The sequence below is a fragment of the Phreatobacter aquiterrae genome, from assembly GCF_053471285.1.
In genome coordinates this window covers 384546-403190 of sequence record NZ_JBJPHW010000003.1, presented here as the reverse complement: position 1 = coordinate 403190, position 18645 = coordinate 384546, and the positions used below count along the sequence as shown (strand labels likewise).

Genomic DNA, 18645 nt, shown 5'->3' with positions numbered 1-18645 from the left:
CTCACTGCTCCGTCGCGGCGGCGAGGGCGGCAATGAAGGCGCGCACCTCTCCGGCATGGCGGAACGGCTCGTCGCCCGCCCTGAAATGTTCCCCGGCGACGCGCAGCCCGAGCCCGCCGGACGCAACGGCGACGGCGAAGGCGTCCTCGTCTGCGCGGTCGTCGCCGATCATGATCGGCACGCGACCGGCATAGGGGGTGCGCCGCATGAACTCGACGAGCGCGGTGCCCTTGGACGTGCCGTTAGGGATGATCTCGATCACCGCGCGCCCGTCCTTGATGTGGTGATCCAGCCTGAGCCGCACGATCACGTCCTCCAGCGCGGCGCGCAGCCAACCGCCGGCGGCCGGCACCTGCCGGTAGTGGACGGCGAGGATCGCGCCCTTGTGCTCAAGCCTGAAGCCGGGCTCGGGGGCCACGATCCGCACGACCTCGCCGACCAGGTCCTGAGGCGCCTCGGGCGGCACACGAGAACCGGCGCTCCCCGCCGCAAAGGAGAATTCGAGGCCATGGAGGCCGGACGCCTCCAGCCCCGCCGACCCCACGTACCCGGCGACCTGGTTGAGGGGTCTTCCGGTGATGATGGCGAAGGCGCCGCCAAGCATTAGCCTGACCGCGGCCATGGCGGGCGCGAGGTCGGCCGGAACGACGACCTTTTCTGGCTGTTCGGCGATCTCCGCCAGCGTTCCGTCGAAATCCGAGAACAGGGCGTAGCGGTCGGGATTGGCGATGATCCGGGACGTCAGATCGCCCACCTCCGGGTGCGGGCGGGGATTCAGGAGCATGATCGGCGCCTGCGTCCGGCAGCCGCGGAGCCAACCAGGCGGCAGCCCGCAGCGATCGAATTTTCCACGACGATACCGGCCCCTCGAACTGACCCCATGGGTTGCAAACGCCTGATCGGCGATCCGGTTCCGGTCCTCCCGGACATTTTTTCCTCCGCTTCGGTGGTCGACGAGCCACGGAACGCCAGGTCCCGCTGCGCGTTGGTGGCAGTTGATTTCATACTCGGTGGCGCAGATGGGCAAGACAACCGCAAAGAAGGTGGCACGATCTGGCGGCCGGGAACCGATCGCCGGCCATGGCGCGGTGGAACTGCCCTCCGTTACGGTATCGGGCTACAACCTCGAACTGCGCGACAAGGAGGGCTTTGTGGGTGACCGCGCCAGCAAGCGCGCCTTCACAGAAAAGCTCGACGACTGGCGCGAGCGTCTCGGCCGGCTCGATACCGACCCCTTCGGCGACGTGGAGACGGCCGATCTCAGCAAGAAGCAGCTCGACAAGGCGCTGCAGGGTGAGGACCCTGAAGCGGCCGCCCTCGTCCATGGCGCCATCGAGGACTTCGCCCAGGAGCTTGCGGCGGTAATCCGGCGGTTTCGCCGGACGAAGGGATGGGAGAATGTGGAGCGGGTCGCCGTCGGGGGCGGCTTCCGCAACAGCCGCATCGGCGAACTCGCCATCGCACGCACCGGCATCCTCCTGAAGGCCGACGGGCTCACCGTGGACATGCGTCCGATCCGCCATCACCCGGACGAGGCCGGCCTGATCGGCGCCGCCCATCTCATGCCCGCCTGGATGCTCGCCGGCCATGACGGCATCCTCGCCATCGATATCGGCGGCACCAACATGCGCGCCGGCGTCGTGGCGCTGAACCTGAAGAAGGCCGCCGACCTGTCGAAAGCCGAGGTCTGGAAATCGGACCTGTGGCGCCATGCCGACGACAGTCCGGCGCGGACTGCGGCCATCGAGCGGCTGGCGGGGATGCTCGACGACCTGATCGCGAAGGCCGCGAAGGACGGGCTGACGCTCGCCCCGGTGATCGGCATCGGCTGTCCGGGGCTGATCAAGGTCGACGGGTCGATCGATCGCGGCGGTCAGAACCTCCCCGGCGGCAACTGGGAGAGCGAGCACTTCAACCTGCCCGCCGCCCTGACCAAGGCGATTCCCGAGATCGGCGGACACGAAACCCTCGTCGTCATGCACAATGACGCGGTGGTCCAGGGCCTCAGCGAGGTCCCCGACATGCAGGACGTCGCCGCGTGGGGGGTCGTCACCATCGGCACCGGCCTTGGCAACGCCACCTATGTCAATCGCGGCAAGGACTGACCGGAGCGGTCGTCAGCCGCGCGCGCCGAAGATGGCGCTGCCCACCCTGACATGGGTCGCACCCATGGCGATGGCGGTCGGGAAGTCGGCGCTCATGCCCATGGAGATGGTCTTCAGGCCATTGCGGCGGGCGATGGTGGTGAGCAAAGCAAAATGCGGCGCCGGCGGCTCGTCCACGGGGGGAATGCACATGACGCCCTCGACCTCGAGGCCGTAGGTCTCCCGGCAGGTGCGGATGAAGGCGTCGGCTTCCTCCGGCGACACGCCGCCCTTCTGCGGCTCGGCGCCGGTATTCACCTGCACGAGGAAGCGCGGACAGCGGGTCCCGCCGGCCTTCTGGATTTCTTTCTGCAGCTCGCGGGCGAGGGACGAGCGGTCCAGCGTCTCGATGACATCGAAGAGGGCGATGGCCTCCTTCGCCTTGTTCGACTGCAGCGGCCCGATCATGTGGACCTGAACGTCGGGATAGCGCTGGCGCAGCTCCGGCCACTTGGATTTGGCGTCCTGCACATAGTTCTCGCCGAAGACGCGCTGGCCGGCCGCCAGAACCGGTTCGATGGCCTCGGCCGGCAAGGTCTTCGACACGGCCACCAGCGTCACCGACGCCTCCGGTCGCTTGGCCTCGGAGGTCGCGGCGGCAATCGCAGCCCTCACTTCGGCGAGACGGGACACGGCATCGGACATGGTTCGGGCTCCACGGCGGGGCCTCCGGGCTAGCACGGGCCGCTGAACGGGGCCAGATGGCAGCCCGCATGCGCCAAATCCTTGACCGGCCGGGCCCTTTCGTGTGTTGTCCGCGCTCGCTTTTGCCCTGCCTGTCCGGACCTGCCGCCCATCATGTCGACCGAACGCTACAATGCCCGCACCGCCGAGCCGAAATGGCGCGCGGTCTGGGACGAGAAGGCCATCTTCGAGACGAAGAACGACGATCCGCGGCCGAAATATTACGTGCTCGAGATGTTCCCCTATCCGTCTGGGCGCATCCACATGGGCCATGTGCGCAACTACACGATGGGCGACGTGGTGGCCCGCTACAAGCGCGCCCGCGGCTTCAACGTGCTGCACCCCATGGGCTGGGACGCCTTCGGCCTGCCGGCGGAGAACGCCGCGATGGCCTCAAAGGTCCACCCGAAGGAATGGACCTACGCCAATATCGCCACCATGAAGGCGCAGCTGAAAAGCATGGGCCTTTCGCTCGACTGGTCGCGCGAGCTCGCCACCTGCGACCCCTCCTACTACCGCCACCAGCAGAAGCTCTTCGCCGACTTCATGCGGGCAGGCCTGGTCGAGCGGCGCTCGGCCAAGGTAAACTGGGACCCGGTCGACCAGACCGTGCTCGCCAATGAGCAGGTGATCGACGGCCGCGGCTGGCGCTCGGGCGCTCTCGTCGAACAGCGCGACCTGACCCAGTGGTTCTTCAAGATCACCGACTATTCCGATGACCTCCTGACCGCGCTCGACGGCCTCGACCGCTGGCCGGACAAGGTCCGGCTGATGCAGAAGAATTGGATCGGCCGCTCCGAGGGCCTGATGGTCCGCTGGACCCTCAAGGACGGCACCGCGCCGGCCGGCCATTCCGAGCTCGAGATCTACACGACGCGTCCCGACACGCTGTTCGGCGCCGCCTTCATGGCGATCGCCCCTGACCATCCGCTGGCGCGCGCCGCCGCCGAGACGAACCCCGCGCTGGCCGCCTTCTCCGAGGAATGCCGCCGCATGGGGACTTCGGTGGCCGCGCTCGAAACGGCGGAGAAACTCGGCTTCGACACCGGCATCAAGGCGATCCACCCCTTCGATCCCTCCTGGGAGGTGCCGGTCTATGTCGCCAACTTCATTCTCATGGACTACGGCACGGGCGCCATCTTCGGCTGCCCCTCGGGCGACCAGCGCGACATCGAATTCGCCAACACATATGGCCTGAAGTTCGAAACCGTCGTGAAGCCGGCCGATGCCGGCGACGATTTCGCCGTCACCGACACCGCCTATGACGGCGACGGCGTGATGATCAACTCGCGCTTCCTGAACGGCCTGACCACCGAGGCCGCCTTCGCCGAGGTCGCCACGCGTCTGGAAAAGACCGAGCTCGCCGGCAAGCCCGTCGCCACCCGCAAGGTGAATTTCCGCCTGCGCGACTGGCTCATCTCGCGCCAGCGCTACTGGGGCTGTCCGATCCCTGTCATCCACTGCGACGATTGCGGCGCGGTGCCGGTGCCCGATTCCCAGCTGCCGATCCTGCTGCCCGACGATGCCGACTTCTCCAAGCCCGGCAACCCGCTCGACCGCCATCCGACCTGGAAGCACGTCGCCTGCCCGTCCTGCGGCAAGCCGGCTCGCCGCGAGACGGATACGATGGACACTTTCGTCGATTCGTCCTGGTATTTCGCCCGCTTCACCGATCCCTGGCGCACCGACACGCCGACCGACCCGGCAGTGGTCGATGCCTGGCTGCCGGTCGACCAGTATATCGGCGGCATCGAGCATGCGATCCTGCACCTGCTCTATTCGCGCTTCTTCACCCGCGCCATGAAGGCGACCGGCCATGCCGGCCTTGACGAGCCGTTCCGCGGCCTGTTCACGCAAGGCATGGTGGTCCACGAGACCTATCGCGGCCCGGACGGGGCCTATGTCACGCCGGCCGAGGTGACGATCACCGGCGAGGGCGACCAGCGCCGCGCCGTGCTGAAGGGCTCGAACGCGCCTGTCGAGATCGGCTCCATCGAGAAGATGTCGAAGTCGAAGAAGAACGTCGTCGACCCCGACGACATCATCGACACCTACGGCGCTGACACCGCCCGCTGGTTCATGCTGTCGGATTCTCCCCCCGAGCGCGACGTCATCTGGACCGAGGCCGGCGTCGAGGGCGCCAGCCGCTTCGTCCAGCGCCTCTGGCGGATCGTCGGAGAGATCGCCGCCGTGTCGCAGGGCGCCGCAGCCTCCGCGACCTTCGGTGACGAGGCGACCGTTGTGCGCCGGGCCGCCCACCAGGCCCTCGCGGCCGTGGAGTCCGATGTCGAGCGCCTCGCTTTCAACCGCTGCGTCGCGCACATCTACACGCTCGCCAATGCGCTGGCGAAGACGCTCGACGGCCTTCGCGGCGGCGTGGCATCCCCCGACGTGGCGACCGCGCTCGCCGAGGCCGGCAGCATTCTCGTGCGCCTTGTCGCCCCGATGATGCCGCACCTCGCTGAGGAATGCTGGGCGGAGCTCGGCCACAAGGGGCTCGTCGCCGAGGAATCCTGGCCCGCCGTCGACCAGGCGATCCTCGTCGAAGACACTGTCACCCTGCCCGTCCAGGTCAACGGCAAGAAGCGCGCGGACTTGACGATCGCGCGCGACGCGGCCCAAAAGGATGTCGAGGCAGCCGTGATCGCTCTCGACGCCGTCAGCAAGGCGCTGGAGGGCCGGCCGGTGAAGAAGATCATCGTCGTTCCGCAGAGGATCGTGAATGTCGTGGGCTGACACCTCGCTTGTCCGCATGATCCGCTTCGTCGCGCTGTTCGCGGCGTCGGCGGCGCTCGCCGGTTGCTTCGCGCCGCTCTATGGCGACCCGACCGTCGTGGCGGGCGGGCGCAACGCTCAAGCAGCGCTGCGCGACCTGGACATCCCCGAGATTCCCGGCCGCAACGGAGTCGTGTTGCGCAACGAGCTGATCTACCTGACCCAGGGCGGCGGTGGGCGCGCGGCCAATCCAAGCCATGTCCTGCGCATCAACCTGTCCATCGACAGCGTGCCGCTGGCCCTCAACACCGCCGCCGGCCGCCCCTCCGCCCAGGCCGTCAACCTGGTCGGCAACTACACGATCACCGCCGTCGGCGACCCGCGAGTCATCCATCGCGGCACGGCCTTCGCCACCGCCTCCTTCGACCGGACCGCGCAGCGCCTCGCCTCCGACCGCGCCGTGATCGAGGCGCAGGAGCGCGCCGCCAAGAGCCTTGCCGAATCGATCGTCACGCAGGTGGCAGGCTGGTACGCCACGCAGCCGAGATGACGGCGTGACCATCCTGAAGGGTGCCGAAATCGACAGGTTTCTGGCGGCGCCTGATGAGAGGCGGCCGATCGTCCTGATCTACGGCCCCGATGCCGGCCTCGTCTCCGAGCGCGGCAGGGCGGTGGCATCGCGCATCGCGCCCGACCTCAACGACCCCTTCACCGTGACCCGCCTCGACGGCGATGTGCTGGCCGGCGACCCCGCCCGGCTCGTCGACGAGGCCCGCACCATGCCGATGTTCGGCGGCCGGCGGCTGATCTGGATCCGCGCGGGCGAGAAGCCGATCGCGGCCGCGATCCTGCCGCTTCTGGCCGCCCCCCCCGAAGCCGCGACAATCGTGATCGAGGCCGGGGACCTGAAGAAGACAGCGCCACTGCGCACCGATGCCGAGCGGTCCGGCGCTGCCGCCGTCATTCCCTGCTATGCCGACGGCGAGGCCGACGTGAAGCGCCTCATCGGCGAGGAGGCGCGCCAGGCGGGGCTTCAGGTCGAGCCTGCGGCGCTCACCCTTCTGGCGCAGCTTCTGGGCGGCGACCGCGCCGCCTCGCGCGCCGAGATCCGCAAGGTCTGCCTCTATTGTCACGGCCAGACGGCGATCACCGCTGCCGATGTCGAGGCCGTGGCGGGCGACAGCCTCGATCTCGGCGTCGACGAGATCGTCGATGCCGCCGCGGGTGGCCGCCCGGACGTGCTCGACAGGCTTCTCTTGCGCGCCGAGGCTGGCGGGCTTGCCGTCCCGCAGATCATGTCGGCCATGAACCGCCATTTCCTCGGCCTGCACAAGGCGCGGCTTTCCGTCGAGACGGGCACGCCCGCGCGCTCGGTTGTGGAGCGCTTCGATCCGCCGGTCTTTTTTCGCAGGAAGGCCGCCGTCGAACGGCAGCTTGGGCTCTGGACCACCGAACGCCTGCAGCGGACCATCGTCCGCCTCGCCGAGGCGACCTATGAAACGCGCGCCAAGTCCGCGCTCGCGCCGGCCATCGCCAGCCGCATCATCATGTCGATCGCCACCGCCGCCCGGCAGGGGGCGCGGGGCTGAGCCGAATCAGCCACGCAGCCGCTGGCACAGGTCCTCGAGCTGCTCCAGCGAGCGATAGCGGATGCGCAGCTCGCCCCCGGCGCCGCGATGGTCGACGGTCACGGTCATGCCGAGGGCATCGGACAGCGTCTTCTCCAGCGCCCGGGTATCGGCGTCTTTCTCGACCCGCTCGCGCTGCTTCGGCGCACGGCCGGCCTTCTCCGACTGCTCCTGGGTCAGCGCTTCCACCTGGCGGACATTGAGCCCCTGGTCGATGATCTGCGAAGCCAGCCGATCCGGGTCGTCGGCCGCCAGCAGGGCGCGGGCATGGCCGGCTGTCAACTGGCCCTCGCGCAGCATGCCCTGGACGTTCTCCGGCAGCTTCATCAGGCGCAGCGTGTTGGCGACATGGCTGCGGCTCTTGCCGATGATCTTGGCGAGATCGGTCTGGCTATAGCCGAACTGCTCGATCAGCTCGTTGTAGCCGAGCGCCTCCTCCAGCGGATTGAGATCGGCGCGCTGGACGTTCTCGATGATGGCGAGTTCGAGCGCCTCCCGGTCGCCCACCTCGACGAGATGGATCGGAACCTCATGCAGCTCGGCACGCTGCGCGGCCCGCCAGCGCCGTTCGCCCGCGACGATCTCGTAGGCATCGACGGCGCCGGCCACGGCGCGCACCACGATGGGCTGAATGATGCCGCGCTCGCGGATGGAATCGGCCAGTTCCTGCAGGTCTTCCTCGCGGAAGATGCGTCGCGGATTGCGCGGGTTGGCGCGCAGGAACTCGATCGGCACCTTGCGGGTGGAGCGCACGCGCTCAATCGCCGCGCTCTCCTCGCCGACATCACCGATCAGCGCGGCCAGACCGCGGCCGAGACGCGAACGGCCCGCATCTTCCACCATGTCAACTCTCCTTCGGGACGCCAGCGTAACGACGTCGGCGGATGAATCAGAACGGGAACGAATCGAATCCATGATCAGGCCGCCCGCAGGACCCGCTCGCGCTGGATGATCTCGGAGGCCAGCCGCAGATAGGCCTGGCTGCCGACGCATTTGAGATCATAGAGCAGCACCGGCTTGCCGTAGCCCGGCGCCTCCGACACCCGCACATTGCGCGGAATGATGGTCTGGTAGACCTTGTCGCCCATGAACTGGCGTACGTCGTCGACGACCTGCGCCGACAGGTTGTTTCGTGCATCATACATGGTCAGGACGATGCCATGGATGGTGAGACCGGGATTGAGCGTCGTCTTGACCTGCTCGACGGTCTTGATGAGCTGCGACAGGCCCTCAAGCGCGAAGAACTCGCACTGCAGCGGCACCAGAATGGCGTCGGCGGCTGTCATGGCGTTGATCGTCAACAGGTTCAGCGAAGGCGGACAATCGATCAGCACATAGGAGAAGGCGTTGCCGAGCGTCTCGACAGCGCGGCGCAGGCGATAGGCCCGGTCGCGCTCCGCGGCGATCTCAAGTTCGACGCCGGACAGGTCCATGGTCGACGGCGAGATGGACAGGCGGGGAACCGACGTCTCCTGAATCGTTTCGGTCAAGGAATGGTCACCGACCAACACACTGTAGGTCGACCTCTGCCTTGATCGACGGTCAATTCCGAGCCCGGTGGAGGCGTTGCCCTGCGGATCGAGGTCCAGAATGAGAACCTTCTCTCCGATCGCCGCCAGCGCCGTGCCAAGATTGATGGCCGTCGTAGTCTTGCCGACGCCGCCCTTCTGGTTGGCGAGAGCCAGGACGCGCGGACCCGTCATCGGGGTTGAAGAAGAGAGCAGCGTCATGACCACGTCCATCGCATGAGGGTCAGCCGGCGCGGCGCTCGACCCCCTGGACCACAATGATCCGGCCCCTGGGGTCGGTGACGCTCGGCACCGATCTGGGATTGAACTTCCAATATATAGCGGCGTCAGTCAATTCAGACGCTACATCTTGCCCCTTTGGAAAGATCCCGACCGCTCCACTTTTCAACAGGGGATTGGCGAGGCGGAGCAGATCCTTCATCGGCGCGAGAGCGCGGGCGGTGACGACGTCGACGCTCACCAGATCATGCCCCACCACATCCTCGATCCGGCGCGCCCAGACCTTGGCGGGAACGCGCATCTGCCGGGCGGCCTCCTGGAGGAAGGCGGACTTGCCGAGCTTGCTCTCGATGCAATGAACCTGCGCCCCCGGAACATCGGCGAGACAGGCCGCGATCACGAGAGCCGGAAGCCCGCCGCCGGACCCCATATCGACCCAGACCTTGGCCTCAGGCGCGATCCGCACGAGCTGGAGGCTGTCCGTGACATGCCGCTCCCAGACCTCGCCGAGCGTATGGGGCGACACCAGATTCTTCACGGGATTCCAGCGCTGCAGCAAAGCCACATGGAGCGCCAGCCGCTCGGCTGTTTCACGTGAAACAGCGACTCCGGCGCGCTTCGCCGCCATCAGGGCCTGCTCCACGCTCATCAGGCGGCCGAACGCGCGCCGGCGCGGCGCACCCAGACGGCAAGCAGGGTGAGGGCGGCCGGCGTCATGCCATCCATCCGCGACGCCTGACCGAGGGTCCGCGGCCGGAAGGCCATCAGTTTCGCGCGAATCTCGTTCGACAGGCCGGGTATGGCTTCGATGTCCAGATCATCCGGTATGGCCAGACCCTCGTCGCGCTGCTGGGCTGCAATGTCCGCAGACTGGCGATCCAGATAGACCGCGTAGTGAGCATCGGTCTCGACCTGCGCGGCCACCGGGCCCGGCACATCCCCGAGTTCCGGCCAGACCCGGCACAGAGCTGCCCAGTCGATGTCTGGGCGGGAGAGAAGCTCGAAGGCCGATCGGCGCACACCATCCTGGTTCAACGCCAGACCGGCCGCCGCCCCCTGATTCGGGGTGATACGCAAGCCATCGAGCCGGGCACGAACCGCCTGGAGCGCCGCCATCTTGTGACGGAACCGAATCGACCTCTCGGCGCCGATACAGCCGAGCGCGAGGCCCATCGGGGTCAGGCGCTGGTCAGCGTTGTCGGCCCGCAAGGCCAAGCGGAACTCCGCCCGCGAGGTGAACATGCGGTAGGGCTCGGTAATACCCCGGGACGTGAGGTCATCGATCATGACGCCCGTGTAGCCCTCATGGCGACCAATCGTGATTCCCGCACGCCCCGAAGCGCGCAGGGCGGCGTTGAGCCCCGCCAGCAGGCCCTGGGCCGCGGCCTCCTCATAGCCTGTGGTCCCGTTGATCTGCCCCGCCAGGAACAGACGCCCGGCGCGGCGCGTCTCCAGCGTCGGCTCCAGTTCCCGTGGATCGACGTGGTCGTACTCGATCGCATAGCCGAAGCGTCGGACCGCCACCCGCTCGAGACCCGGAATCGAGCGCAGGAAGTCCGTCTGCACGTCCTCAGGCAAGGAGGTCGAGAGCCCGTTTGGATAGACCGTGGGGTCATCCAGCCCCTCCGGCTCCAGAAAGACCTGGTGCCCATCTCGGTCGCCGAAGCGGACGATCTTGTCCTCGATGGAGGGGCAGTAGCGCGGCCCCACCCCCTCGATCCGCCCCCCATACATGGCCGAGCGGCCGAGATTGGCGCGGACGATATCGTGTGTCGCCGCCGTCGTCCGGGTAATGCCGCAGGTGACCTGCGGGTTGGTGATCGCGTCGGTCAGCGTCGAGAATGGTTCCGGATCCGAATCGGCCTCCTGACGCTCGATGGACGACCAGTCGATCGTGGTTCCGTCCAGACGCGCCGGCGTTCCGGTCTTGAGCCGGCCGAGACCGAAACCGTACCGCGCCAGGCTCTCTGCCAGGCGAATGCTGGCCTCATCGTCGATCCGCCCCGCCGCCCACTGCTTCTCCCCAAGATGGATGACCCCTCTCAGGAACGTGCCCGTGGTCAGGACGACAGCGCCTGCCTGAAGGTCGCGACCATCGGCGAGCCGGACACCGCTGACGGCCATCGCATCCCCGAGGAGTTCCACCACTTCGCCTATGACGATGTCGAGACCCGGCTGGGCCGCGAGTGCAGCCTGCATGGCCGCCGCATAGAGCTTGCGATCCGCCTGCGTCCGGGGTCCGCGCACCGCCGGCCCCTTGCGCCGGTTCAGCACGCGAAACTGGATGCCGGCGGCATCGGCCACGCGGCCCATCAATCCGTCGAGTGCATCGATCTCCCGGACCAGATGCCCCTTTCCGAGGCCACCGATCGCCGGATTGCAGGACATGGCGCCGATCGTCTCAATGCGTTGCGTCACCAGCGCCGAGTGCGCGCCAAGACGTGCGGCAGCGGCCGCAGCCTCGCAGCCCGCGTGACCCCCTCCGACTACGATGACGTCAAATACGCTGCGGCCCATGGCGATGCTCACCTCTGCCCCCGTCTGTATCGTCCGACGCCGACGAGGGCAATCGAGGTCGTTGGGTCGCGGTCGTTCCACCGCCGAATCGACTGTTTCACGTGAAACACCGGCCCTACTTTCCGATGCAGAAGGTCGAGAACAGTTGATCGAGCATGGCCTCGGACCCGATCCGCCCGCGGCTCCGACCGAGCGATGCCACCGCGGCCCGTAGGCATTCCGCCACCAGTTCCGCAGACGCCTCCCAATGCGGCATCCCGAGTGCGCCCTCCAGCGCGGACAGGGCCTCAGCGAAGATGGTCCGGTGCCTCTCATGTACGACCAGGGCCGGTTCCCCGCCAATTCGATCCGCGGCATACGCTGCGAGATCCGCAAGGAAGGCCGCCATCCCTTCCCCGCTCACAGCCGACAGGCGGTGGCGCGCTCGCTCATCCGCCGGACGACCGCGATCGATCTGGGTCTGGATCCGCCATGTCCCCATATCCGCTGCGGCCGTGGGCCCGCCGATACCGGCCGGGACCTCGTCCTGCTCCCGCGACAGCCAGAGCGTGAGATCGGCTGAAGCAATCCGCGCCTCGGCGCGGCGCATGCCCTCCTGCTCGACCGGGTCGGCGCTTTCCCGCAGCCCCGCGGTGTCCACCAGCACCACCGGCACGCCTGCAAGGTCTAGGTGGACCTCGATACTGTCGCGAGTCGTACCCGGCGTCGGCGACACGATGGCGACATCGCGACGCGCCAGTGCATTGAGCAGCGTCGACTTGCCGGCATTGGGCGGACCGGCAATAACCACCGTCACGCCGTCGCGAACCCGTTCGGCCCGCGCCGCGTCCTCGACGAGGTTCCGGATGTCTTTCCGGACCTCTGCCAGGCGGCTGCGTGCTTCGGCAAGCGTGGCTGACGCCACATCGCCCTCGTCCGGGAAGTCGATCGAGGCCTCGACCATGGCGAGAACCGGCAGGATGGCGTGCTGGAGGCGGTCCGCCTCGCCGGTCAGCCGCCCGCCGTAAAGCGCGAAGGCTTGCCGCCTCTGCGCCTCCGTCTCGGCCAGCAGCAGATCGGCTAGTCCCTCGATCTCGGCGAGGTCCATCCGCCCGTTCTCAAAGGCCCGGCGCGTGAACTCGCCGGCCTCCGCGAGCCGGACACCCTCGACCGACAGGACGGCCCGTAGCACGGCGGCAACGACCGCCCGGCCGCCATGCACCTGGAGTTCCAGGACATCCTCGCCCGTGAAACTCCTTGGTCCCGGAAACCACAGGATGATCCCGCGATCCAGATAGCCTCCGGTCGCCGGGTCGCGGATAAGGGCGAGAGCCGCCCGACGGGGAGATGGGACGCGCCCCGCGAGCGCGGTCGCCACATCCCGCGCTCCCGCGCCACTGACACGGATGACGGCCACGCCAGCGGTTCCCGGTGCCGTGGAGATGGCGGCGATCGTTCGCGAGTCCATGTCCGCCGTTTCGCCTTCGAATCGATCGCGGAGGCGCGTTTCGTTTCGCCGATGAATCGAATCAGGTGTTCATCGAATCGAAGAAGTCGCCGTTCACCTTGGTCTGCCGCAGCTTGTCGAGCAGGAACTCGATGGCGTCGACCGTCCCCATCGGATTGAGGATGCGGCGCAGGACATACATCTTCTTGAGAATGTCAGGCGCGACCAGCAGCTCTTCCTTGCGGGTGCCGGAGCGGGTGATGTCGATCGCCGGGAAGGTCCGCTTGTCCGCCACCTTGCGGTCGAGAATGATCTCGGAGTTGCCGGTTCCCTTGAACTCCTCGAAAATCACCTCGTCCATACGGCTGCCGGTATCGATGAGGGCGGTGGCGATAATCGTCAGGGAGCCGCCCTCCTCGATATTGCGCGCGGCGCCGAAGAAGCGCTTCGGCCGCTGCAGGGCATTGGCGTCGACGCCGCCGGTGAGCACCTTGCCGGAAGACGGCACCACCGTGTTGTAGGCGCGGCCGAGGCGGGTGATCGAATCGAGCAGGATGACGACGTCACGGCCGTGCTCCACCAGCCTCTTGGCCTTCTCGATGACCATCTCGGCCACCTGAACATGGCGCGTCGCCGGCTCGTCGAAGGTCGAGGAAATGACCTCGCCGTTCACCGATCGCTGCATGTCCGTGACCTCCTCGGGCCGCTCATCGATCAGCAGAACGATGAGGTAGCACTCGGGGTGATTGTGGGTGATCGATTGCGCGATGTTCTGCAGAAGGACGGTCTTGCCGGTACGCGGCGGCGCGACGATGAGCGCACGCTGGCCTTTGCCGAGCGGCACCACGACGTCCATGATGCGCGCCGAATAGTCCTTCTTCGTGGGGTCCTCGACCTCCATTCGCAACCGCTGATTCGGGTAAAGCGGCGTCAGATTGTCGAAATTGACCTTGTGCCGGGCCTTTTCAGGCTCCTCGAAGTTGATCCGGTTGACCTTGAGCAGAGCGAAATAACGCTCGCCCTCCTTCGGGGAGCGAATCTCGCCCTCGACCGTATCGCCCGTCCGAAGGCCGAAACGGCGGATCTGCGACGGAGACACATAGATGTCGTCCGGTCCGGCCAGATAATTCGCGTCGGGCGCGCGCAGGTAGCCGAAGCCATCCTGGAGGACCTCGACGACGCCCTCGCCGATGATATCGATATCCTGCGACGCCAGCTGCTTGAGGCAGGCGAACATCAGTTCCTGCTTGCGCAGCGTCGAGGCGTTCTCGACCTGCAACTCCTCGGCGAACGCCAGCAGCTCGGTCGGGGATTTCGACTTGATGTCCTGAAGTTTGATCTGCTGCATCGGAACCACGCGATGATGGGACGGCCGAAGGCTCGGTACGACAACGAGTCCGGGCCTGAGCAAGGAGAGACGTGAAATCGCAGATCACTGTCGACAAGGGCCAACGGGACCCTTGTCCGGGTTCCCGGCAGGACTGGCGAGTGTGCCGTCTCTCCGGTCCCTGTCTGCGTTGAGGAGGGAGTTACCGAATAAGCCCGCAGCCGCCCGATTGCAAGTCCCGCCGGCGGAAGCTGCTGCCCGTCGTCAGAAGGGCTTTACGATGACGAGGATGACGACGATCACCATGATCGCGGTCGGGACCTCGTTCATGACCCGCCAATAGGTCTGCGAGCGGGTGTTGCGATCCTCGGCAAAGGCCCGCACGGACGCGCTGAACATGCCGTGCACCGCCGAGAGGGCGAGAACGAGGGCGAGCTTGCCGTGCAACCACCCGCCCTGGAACCGGAAGACCACCCAGGCGAGCCAGAGACCCGCCACCCAGCTGACGATCATCGCCGGATTGATGATGTATTCCAGCAGCCGCCGCTCCATCACCTTGAACGTCTCGGAGGTTTCTGATCCCGGCGTCGTCGCGCAGTGATAGATGAACAGACGCGGCAGATAGAGCATTCCGGCCATCCATGAGATGACGGCGATGACGTGAAGCGACTTGATCCATGCAGCAGCGGCTACCGGGGCGAAATATCCCAGCGTCATCACGCCCACGAGCGTGACACCGACCGCGGAGATGGCCCTGATCGCCCGCTGCTGTCCCGTCATGCGCCTTGCCTCCAGCTGCGAACCCGCGCCACCATGCGTTCAACATGAGCGATCGGCGTCGGCGGCAGGATGCCGTGGCCGAGGTTGAAGACGTAGCGCCCAGCGCTGAAGGATTCCAGCGCCCGATCCACCGCCCGGTCCAGCGCATCGCCTCCGGCCAGCAGCGCAATCGGATCGATATTGCCCTGAACCGCCACGCGAGGCTGAAGCTCCCGCTGCACGAAATCGGCACCGATCGTCCAGTCGAGGCCCACGGCGTCTGGGCCTATGCCATCGACGACGGCTGACAGACGATGTCCCGCCCCCTTGGGGAAGATGATCACCGGCACGCCGGGAGCCTCGTTCCTGACCCGGCTGACGATCTGCGCGATCGGGGCGATGCTCCAACGCGCAAACTGCTCCTCGGGTAGCACTCCGGCCCAGGTATCGAAGATCTGGACAGCTTCCACGCCGGCGCGGATCTGGCCGAGGAGATAGGCGACGGAGGCGTCGACGATCCGGTCGATCAGGGTCGCGAAGCCATCCGGGTCGCGATAGGCGAAGAGCCGCGCCGCAACCTGGTCGTCGCCGCCCCGCCCGGCAACCATGTAGGTCGCGACCGTCCAGGGCGCCCCGCAGAAGCCGATCAGCGTCGCCGTGGCAGGCAACTGGCTACGGATCATGGCTACGGCCTCGTAGACCTTGCCGACGATGGCCGCGTCGAGTTCGGGTGTAAGACGGGCGAGACTGCCCGCATCGACCAGCGGATCGAGCCTTGGTCCCTCGCCCGTCTCGAACCGCACCGTCTGGCCCAGCGCATGCGGCACGACGAGGATGTCCGAGAACAGAATGGCGCCGTCGAAACCGAACCGCCGGAGCGGCTGCAGCGTCACCTCGGTCGCCAGGTCCGGATTGAAGCAGAGATCGAGGAACGAGCCCGCCTTTTCGCGAACCGCCCGATACTCGGGCAGATAGCGTCCTGCCTGGCGCATCATCCAGATCGGAGGAGAGGCGGCGATGGCACCCTGGAGGACGCCGAGAAGGGGTTTGTGCACGACTGGTCCCCGCACCTCTCCTTCCATCCAATCTTGATGAGAGAGAGTCTTCTTTGATTCCTGGAGGGGGGCATTAGGCGAAGACAGGATCATGCACAAGTTGTCCACCGTTCGGGGTCCGTCGGCAATGACGCCGCTCCAGCTCGCTGCCCCACGGTTAGCGCCTTGTAATCGCTACCGCATCAGGCTGTCGGCAGCACGGACCTGACCTCATCCGCGATGACCTATCCCGGGCGGTGGACGAAATCTCCCCTGACGATCAAGCTGGGGACAGATCGGGGACGCTACACCGTGAACCCCTTGCGATCGGGCGCCGACCGTGGCCTTGTCCGTGCTTGTCCACATGTCCGACCGGCCTTATGCAGAGCCCATGCCGCATCGCCGCGAGAGCTATTTTCACCTTCATCTTGTGTCGGACGCCACCGGCGAGACCCTGATGACCGTCGGCCGCGCCGCAGCGGTACAGTATGCATCCGTCTCCGCCATCGAGCACGTCTATCCGCTGGTCCGCTCGCAGAAGCAGCTCGACAGGGTCCTCGCCGAGATCGAGGCCAATCCGGGCATCGTGCTCTACACGCTCGTCGACAAGGAACTCACCGACAGGCTGAACGACAAGTGCAAGGAGCTGGGGTCTCCCAGCCTTTCGGTCCTCGAGCCTATACTCGCGATGTTCCAGAACTATCTCGGTGCCGCGTCGACGCCGCGGGTCGGTGCCCAGCACGTTCTCAACGCCGAATATTTCAAGCGGATCGACGCGCTGAACTACACGATGATGCACGACGACGGCCAGCTTCCAGAGAACTGGGAGGAGGCTGACGTTCTGCTCGTGGGCGTGTCGCGCACGTCCAAGACTCCGACATCCATCTACCTCGCCAATCGCGGCGTGAAGGCGGCCAATATTCCGCTCGTTCCCGGCATTCCGCTCCCCGATGCCATCTGGGCGCTGCAGAAGCCGCTCATCATCGGCCTCTATGCCAGTCCCGAACGCATCGTCCAGATTCGCGAGAACCGGATCCTCGCGCTCAACGCCACACAGGACAAGTCGAGCTATGTCGACCGGGCGGCCGTAACGGAAGAGATCGCCCAGTCCCGCCGCCTGTTCGGCTCCAACAACTGGCCGATCATTGACGTGACGCGGCGGTCCATCGAGGAAACCGCCGCCGGCATCATCTCGCTGCTCAAGGACCACCGCCGCATGCTGGCTGCGAAGGAAACGGCGTGACGGATCTTGTCCTGGCGTCGAAATCGGCCGCGCGGGCAACCATGCTTCACGGCGCGGGCCTCGCCGTGCGTCTGGTGCCGGCAGAGGTCGACGAGCGCAAGCTGGACGAGGCCTGGACCGCCGGGGGCTGTCCGCCTGCGGAGATCGCGCGGCGCCTCGCCGACGCCAAGGCTGTCGCGGTCAGCCGCCTGCATCCTCATGCCGTCGTCATCGGCGCCGACCAGACGCTGGCGCTCGGCGCGCGCCGATTTTCCAAGGCGGTCTCGCTGACCGAGGCCCGCGCCAATCTCGCAGTGCTCAGGGGACAGACCCATCAGCTGCATTCCGGTGTCGCCCTTGCCCGGGCCGGTGAGACGCTGTTTACCGATGTCGCAACCGCCGACATGACGATGCGCGCCTTTTCGGACGCTTTCCTCGACGCCTATCTCGCAGGGGTCGGCGACCGTATCCTCTCCTCCGTCGGCTGCTACCAGTTCGAATCGGCGGGCATCCAGCTCTTCGAGCGGATCGACGGCGACTATTTTACTATCCTCGGCATGCCGCTGCTGCCGCTTCTCGCTGCGCTGCGCCGCGCGGGGCTGATCGCGTCATGATCCGCGCGTGCTGCATCGGCTGGCCCATTCATCACGTCCGCTCGCCGCTAATCCACGGGTTCTGGCTGAAAAAATACGGGATCGACGGCGAATATAACCGTGAAGCCGTCGAACCCGGCAGCGCGGCGGAGTTCCTGCGGTCGCTCGATGACCGCGGCTTCGTGGGTTGCAACGTCACAATCCCCCACAAGGAGGCGGCTTTCGCCGCCATGGACGACGTCGATCCCGGCGCTGTCGCCGTCGGCGCCGTCAACACGGTCTGGCTCGACGGCGGTCGCCTGATCGGGATGAATTCGGACGTGACCGGCTTTCTGCGCAACCTTGACGACCAGGTGCCAGGATGGGATGGCGCGGTCGGCCATGCCGTGGTGCTGGGAGCGGGGGGCGCTGCGCGCGGCATTGTTCACGGACTTCTGTCCCGCGGCGCCGGGATCGTCACGCTGGCGAATCGATCGCAAACCAAGGCCGAAGCCATTGCCGCCGGCAATCCCCGCCGCCTCCGCGTCGCAGCCTGGGACGATCTTCCCGCCGTCCTCCCTGAAGCCGATCTTCTGGTGAACACGACCTCGCTCGGCATGAGCGGACAGCCGCCTCTAGTTCTGCCGCTGGACACCCTCAAGTCCTCGGCCATCGTCTCCGACATCGTTTATGCGCCCCTGACGACCCCGCTGCTCGCGAATGCCGCCTTGCGGGGGCATCGCACCGCCGAGGGGCTCGGCATGCTGCTTCACCAGGCGGTGCCGGGCTTTCAGAAGTGGTTTGGCGTGACGCCGGAGGTGACGGCGGAGCTCCACGACCTGCTCGCCGCCGATATCCGGGGTCACTGA

17 protein-coding genes are annotated in these 18645 nt (G+C 66.8%); 7 read left to right on the top strand and 10 right to left on the bottom strand.

Features of this window, described 5'->3' with window-relative positions; all coding sequences use genetic code 11:
• Position 1: 1 nt before the first annotated feature.
• Positions 2-784: a trehalose-phosphatase gene (gene otsB / locus ACJ4V0_RS07050; RefSeq protein ID WP_448298844.1), complete on the bottom strand. Its 783-nt coding sequence runs from the start codon at positions 782-784 to the stop codon at positions 2-4.
• Between the two features lie 235 nt (positions 785-1019).
• Here otsB and ACJ4V0_RS07045 point away from each other — a divergent pair, with 235 nt between their 5' ends.
• Entirely contained in the window at positions 1020-2105 is a 1086-nt protein-coding gene (locus tag ACJ4V0_RS07045; RefSeq protein WP_448298843.1) for an ROK family protein, read from the top strand.
• 12 nt (positions 2106-2117) lie between these two features.
• On the opposite strand, the gene ACJ4V0_RS07040 is transcribed toward ACJ4V0_RS07045, so the two are convergent.
• Complete coding sequence (locus ACJ4V0_RS07040; protein WP_448298842.1) at positions 2118-2789, bottom strand: YggS family pyridoxal phosphate-dependent enzyme; 672 nt, start codon at positions 2787-2789, stop codon at positions 2118-2120.
• A 153-nt stretch (positions 2790-2942) separates the two neighbouring features.
• Between ACJ4V0_RS07040 and leuS the strand changes: the two genes are divergently transcribed.
• Genes leuS through holA form a run of 3 tightly spaced genes read left to right on the top strand, consistent with a single transcriptional unit; the run spans position 2943 to position 7132 of the window.
• Positions 2943-5564, top strand: coding sequence for a leucine--tRNA ligase (leuS, locus tag ACJ4V0_RS07035; RefSeq protein ID WP_448298841.1), 2622 nt, complete (start codon positions 2943-2945; stop codon positions 5562-5564).
• Positions 5551-6093, top strand: a complete 543-nt coding sequence (locus ACJ4V0_RS07030; protein WP_448298840.1) for a hypothetical protein — start codon at positions 5551-5553, stop codon at positions 6091-6093. The genes leuS and ACJ4V0_RS07030 overlap by 14 nt, the downstream gene beginning before the upstream one ends.
• 4 nt (positions 6094-6097) lie before the next feature.
• Positions 6098-7132 carry a DNA polymerase III subunit delta gene (holA, locus tag ACJ4V0_RS07025; protein ID WP_448298839.1) on the top strand — a complete coding sequence of 345 codons (1035 nt, stop codon included), beginning with the start codon at positions 6098-6100 and terminating at the stop codon, positions 7130-7132.
• 6 nt (positions 7133-7138) lie between these two features.
• Here the strand turns inward: holA and ACJ4V0_RS07020 are convergent, their stop codons facing one another.
• The 8 genes from ACJ4V0_RS07020 to hemE form a co-directional block, all read right to left on the bottom strand.
• Positions 7139-8014 (bottom strand): ParB/RepB/Spo0J family partition protein, encoded by an 876-nt coding sequence (locus ACJ4V0_RS07020; protein ID WP_448298838.1) that lies wholly within the window; start codon positions 8012-8014, stop codon positions 7139-7141.
• Positions 8015-8088: 74 nt separating this feature from the next.
• Positions 8089-8901: a ParA family protein gene (locus ACJ4V0_RS07015; protein ID WP_448298837.1), complete on the bottom strand. Its 813-nt coding sequence runs from the start codon at positions 8899-8901 to the stop codon at positions 8089-8091.
• A 22-nt stretch (positions 8902-8923) separates the two neighbouring features.
• Positions 8924-9547, bottom strand: coding sequence for a 16S rRNA (guanine(527)-N(7))-methyltransferase RsmG (gene rsmG / locus ACJ4V0_RS07010; protein WP_448298836.1), 624 nt, complete (start codon positions 9545-9547; stop codon positions 8924-8926).
• Between the two features lie 20 nt (positions 9548-9567).
• Positions 9568-11436 carry a tRNA uridine-5-carboxymethylaminomethyl(34) synthesis enzyme MnmG gene (mnmG, locus tag ACJ4V0_RS07005; RefSeq protein WP_448298950.1) on the bottom strand — a complete coding sequence of 623 codons (1869 nt, stop codon included), beginning with the start codon at positions 11434-11436 and terminating at the stop codon, positions 9568-9570.
• Positions 11437-11551: 115 nt separating this feature from the next.
• Positions 11552-12883, bottom strand: coding sequence for a tRNA uridine-5-carboxymethylaminomethyl(34) synthesis GTPase MnmE (gene mnmE / locus ACJ4V0_RS07000; protein WP_448298835.1), 1332 nt, complete (start codon positions 12881-12883; stop codon positions 11552-11554).
• A 61-nt stretch (positions 12884-12944) separates the two neighbouring features.
• Positions 12945-14210, bottom strand: coding sequence for a transcription termination factor Rho (gene rho / locus ACJ4V0_RS06995; RefSeq protein WP_448298834.1), 1266 nt, complete (start codon positions 14208-14210; stop codon positions 12945-12947).
• 243 nt (positions 14211-14453) lie between these two features.
• A complete protein-coding gene (hemJ, locus tag ACJ4V0_RS06990; RefSeq protein WP_448298833.1) occupies positions 14454-14969 on the bottom strand; it encodes a protoporphyrinogen oxidase HemJ in 516 nt (171 codons plus the stop codon).
• Positions 14966-16030, bottom strand: a complete 1065-nt coding sequence (gene hemE, locus ACJ4V0_RS06985; protein WP_448298949.1) for a uroporphyrinogen decarboxylase — start codon at positions 16028-16030, stop codon at positions 14966-14968. The genes hemJ and hemE overlap by 4 nt, the downstream gene beginning before the upstream one ends.
• Positions 16031-16373: 343 nt before the next feature.
• Between hemE and ACJ4V0_RS06980 the strand changes: the two genes are divergently transcribed.
• The 3 genes from ACJ4V0_RS06980 to ACJ4V0_RS06970 are packed head-to-tail and all read left to right on the top strand — an operon-like array spanning position 16374 to position 18645.
• The gene (locus tag ACJ4V0_RS06980; RefSeq protein WP_448298832.1) at positions 16374-17225 is read left to right on the top strand and encodes a pyruvate, water dikinase regulatory protein; all 852 of its coding nucleotides are present in this window, start codon (positions 16374-16376) and stop codon (positions 17223-17225) included.
• Positions 17222-17818: a Maf family protein gene (locus tag ACJ4V0_RS06975; protein WP_448298831.1), complete on the top strand. Its 597-nt coding sequence runs from the start codon at positions 17222-17224 to the stop codon at positions 17816-17818. Before ACJ4V0_RS06980 ends, ACJ4V0_RS06975 begins: the two co-directional genes overlap by 4 nt.
• Positions 17815-18645, top strand: coding sequence for a shikimate dehydrogenase (locus tag ACJ4V0_RS06970; RefSeq protein WP_448298830.1), 831 nt, complete (start codon positions 17815-17817; stop codon positions 18643-18645). The genes ACJ4V0_RS06975 and ACJ4V0_RS06970 overlap by 4 nt, the downstream gene beginning before the upstream one ends.

Bases quoted from the DNA above. Each gene is read 5' to 3' on its own strand.
- otsB (WP_448298844.1), bottom strand. From the start codon at position 784: ATGCTCCTGAATCCCCGCCCGCACCCGGAGGTGGGCGATCTGACGTCC.
- ACJ4V0_RS07020 (WP_448298838.1), bottom strand. From the start codon at position 8,014: ATGGTGGAAGATGCGGGCCGTTCGCGTCTCGGCCGCGGTCTGGCCGCG.
- leuS (WP_448298841.1), top strand. From the start codon at position 2,943: ATGTCGACCGAACGCTACAATGCCCGCACCGCCGAGCCGAAATGGCGC.
- mnmG (WP_448298950.1), bottom strand. From the start codon at position 11,436: ATGGGCCGCAGCGTATTTGACGTCATCGTAGTCGGAGGGGGTCACGCG.
- ACJ4V0_RS07045 (WP_448298843.1), top strand. From the start codon at position 1,020: ATGGGCAAGACAACCGCAAAGAAGGTGGCACGATCTGGCGGCCGGGAA.
- ACJ4V0_RS07040 (WP_448298842.1), bottom strand. From the start codon at position 2,789: ATGTCCGATGCCGTGTCCCGTCTCGCCGAAGTGAGGGCTGCGATTGCC.
- ACJ4V0_RS06970 (WP_448298830.1), top strand. From the start codon at position 17,815: ATGATCCGCGCGTGCTGCATCGGCTGGCCCATTCATCACGTCCGCTCG.
- rsmG (WP_448298836.1), bottom strand. From the start codon at position 9,547: ATGGCGGCGAAGCGCGCCGGAGTCGCTGTTTCACGTGAAACAGCCGAG.
- hemE (WP_448298949.1), bottom strand. From the start codon at position 16,030: ATGGAAGGAGAGGTGCGGGGACCAGTCGTGCACAAACCCCTTCTCGGC.
- ACJ4V0_RS07030 (WP_448298840.1), top strand. From the start codon at position 5,551: ATGTCGTGGGCTGACACCTCGCTTGTCCGCATGATCCGCTTCGTCGCG.
- hemJ (WP_448298833.1), bottom strand. From the start codon at position 14,969: ATGACGGGACAGCAGCGGGCGATCAGGGCCATCTCCGCGGTCGGTGTC.
- ACJ4V0_RS07015 (WP_448298837.1), bottom strand. From the start codon at position 8,901: ATGACGCTGCTCTCTTCTTCAACCCCGATGACGGGTCCGCGCGTCCTG.
- rho (WP_448298834.1), bottom strand. From the start codon at position 14,210: ATGCAGCAGATCAAACTTCAGGACATCAAGTCGAAATCCCCGACCGAG.
- mnmE (WP_448298835.1), bottom strand. From the start codon at position 12,883: ATGGACTCGCGAACGATCGCCGCCATCTCCACGGCACCGGGAACCGCT.
- ACJ4V0_RS06980 (WP_448298832.1), top strand. From the start codon at position 16,374: ATGCCGCATCGCCGCGAGAGCTATTTTCACCTTCATCTTGTGTCGGAC.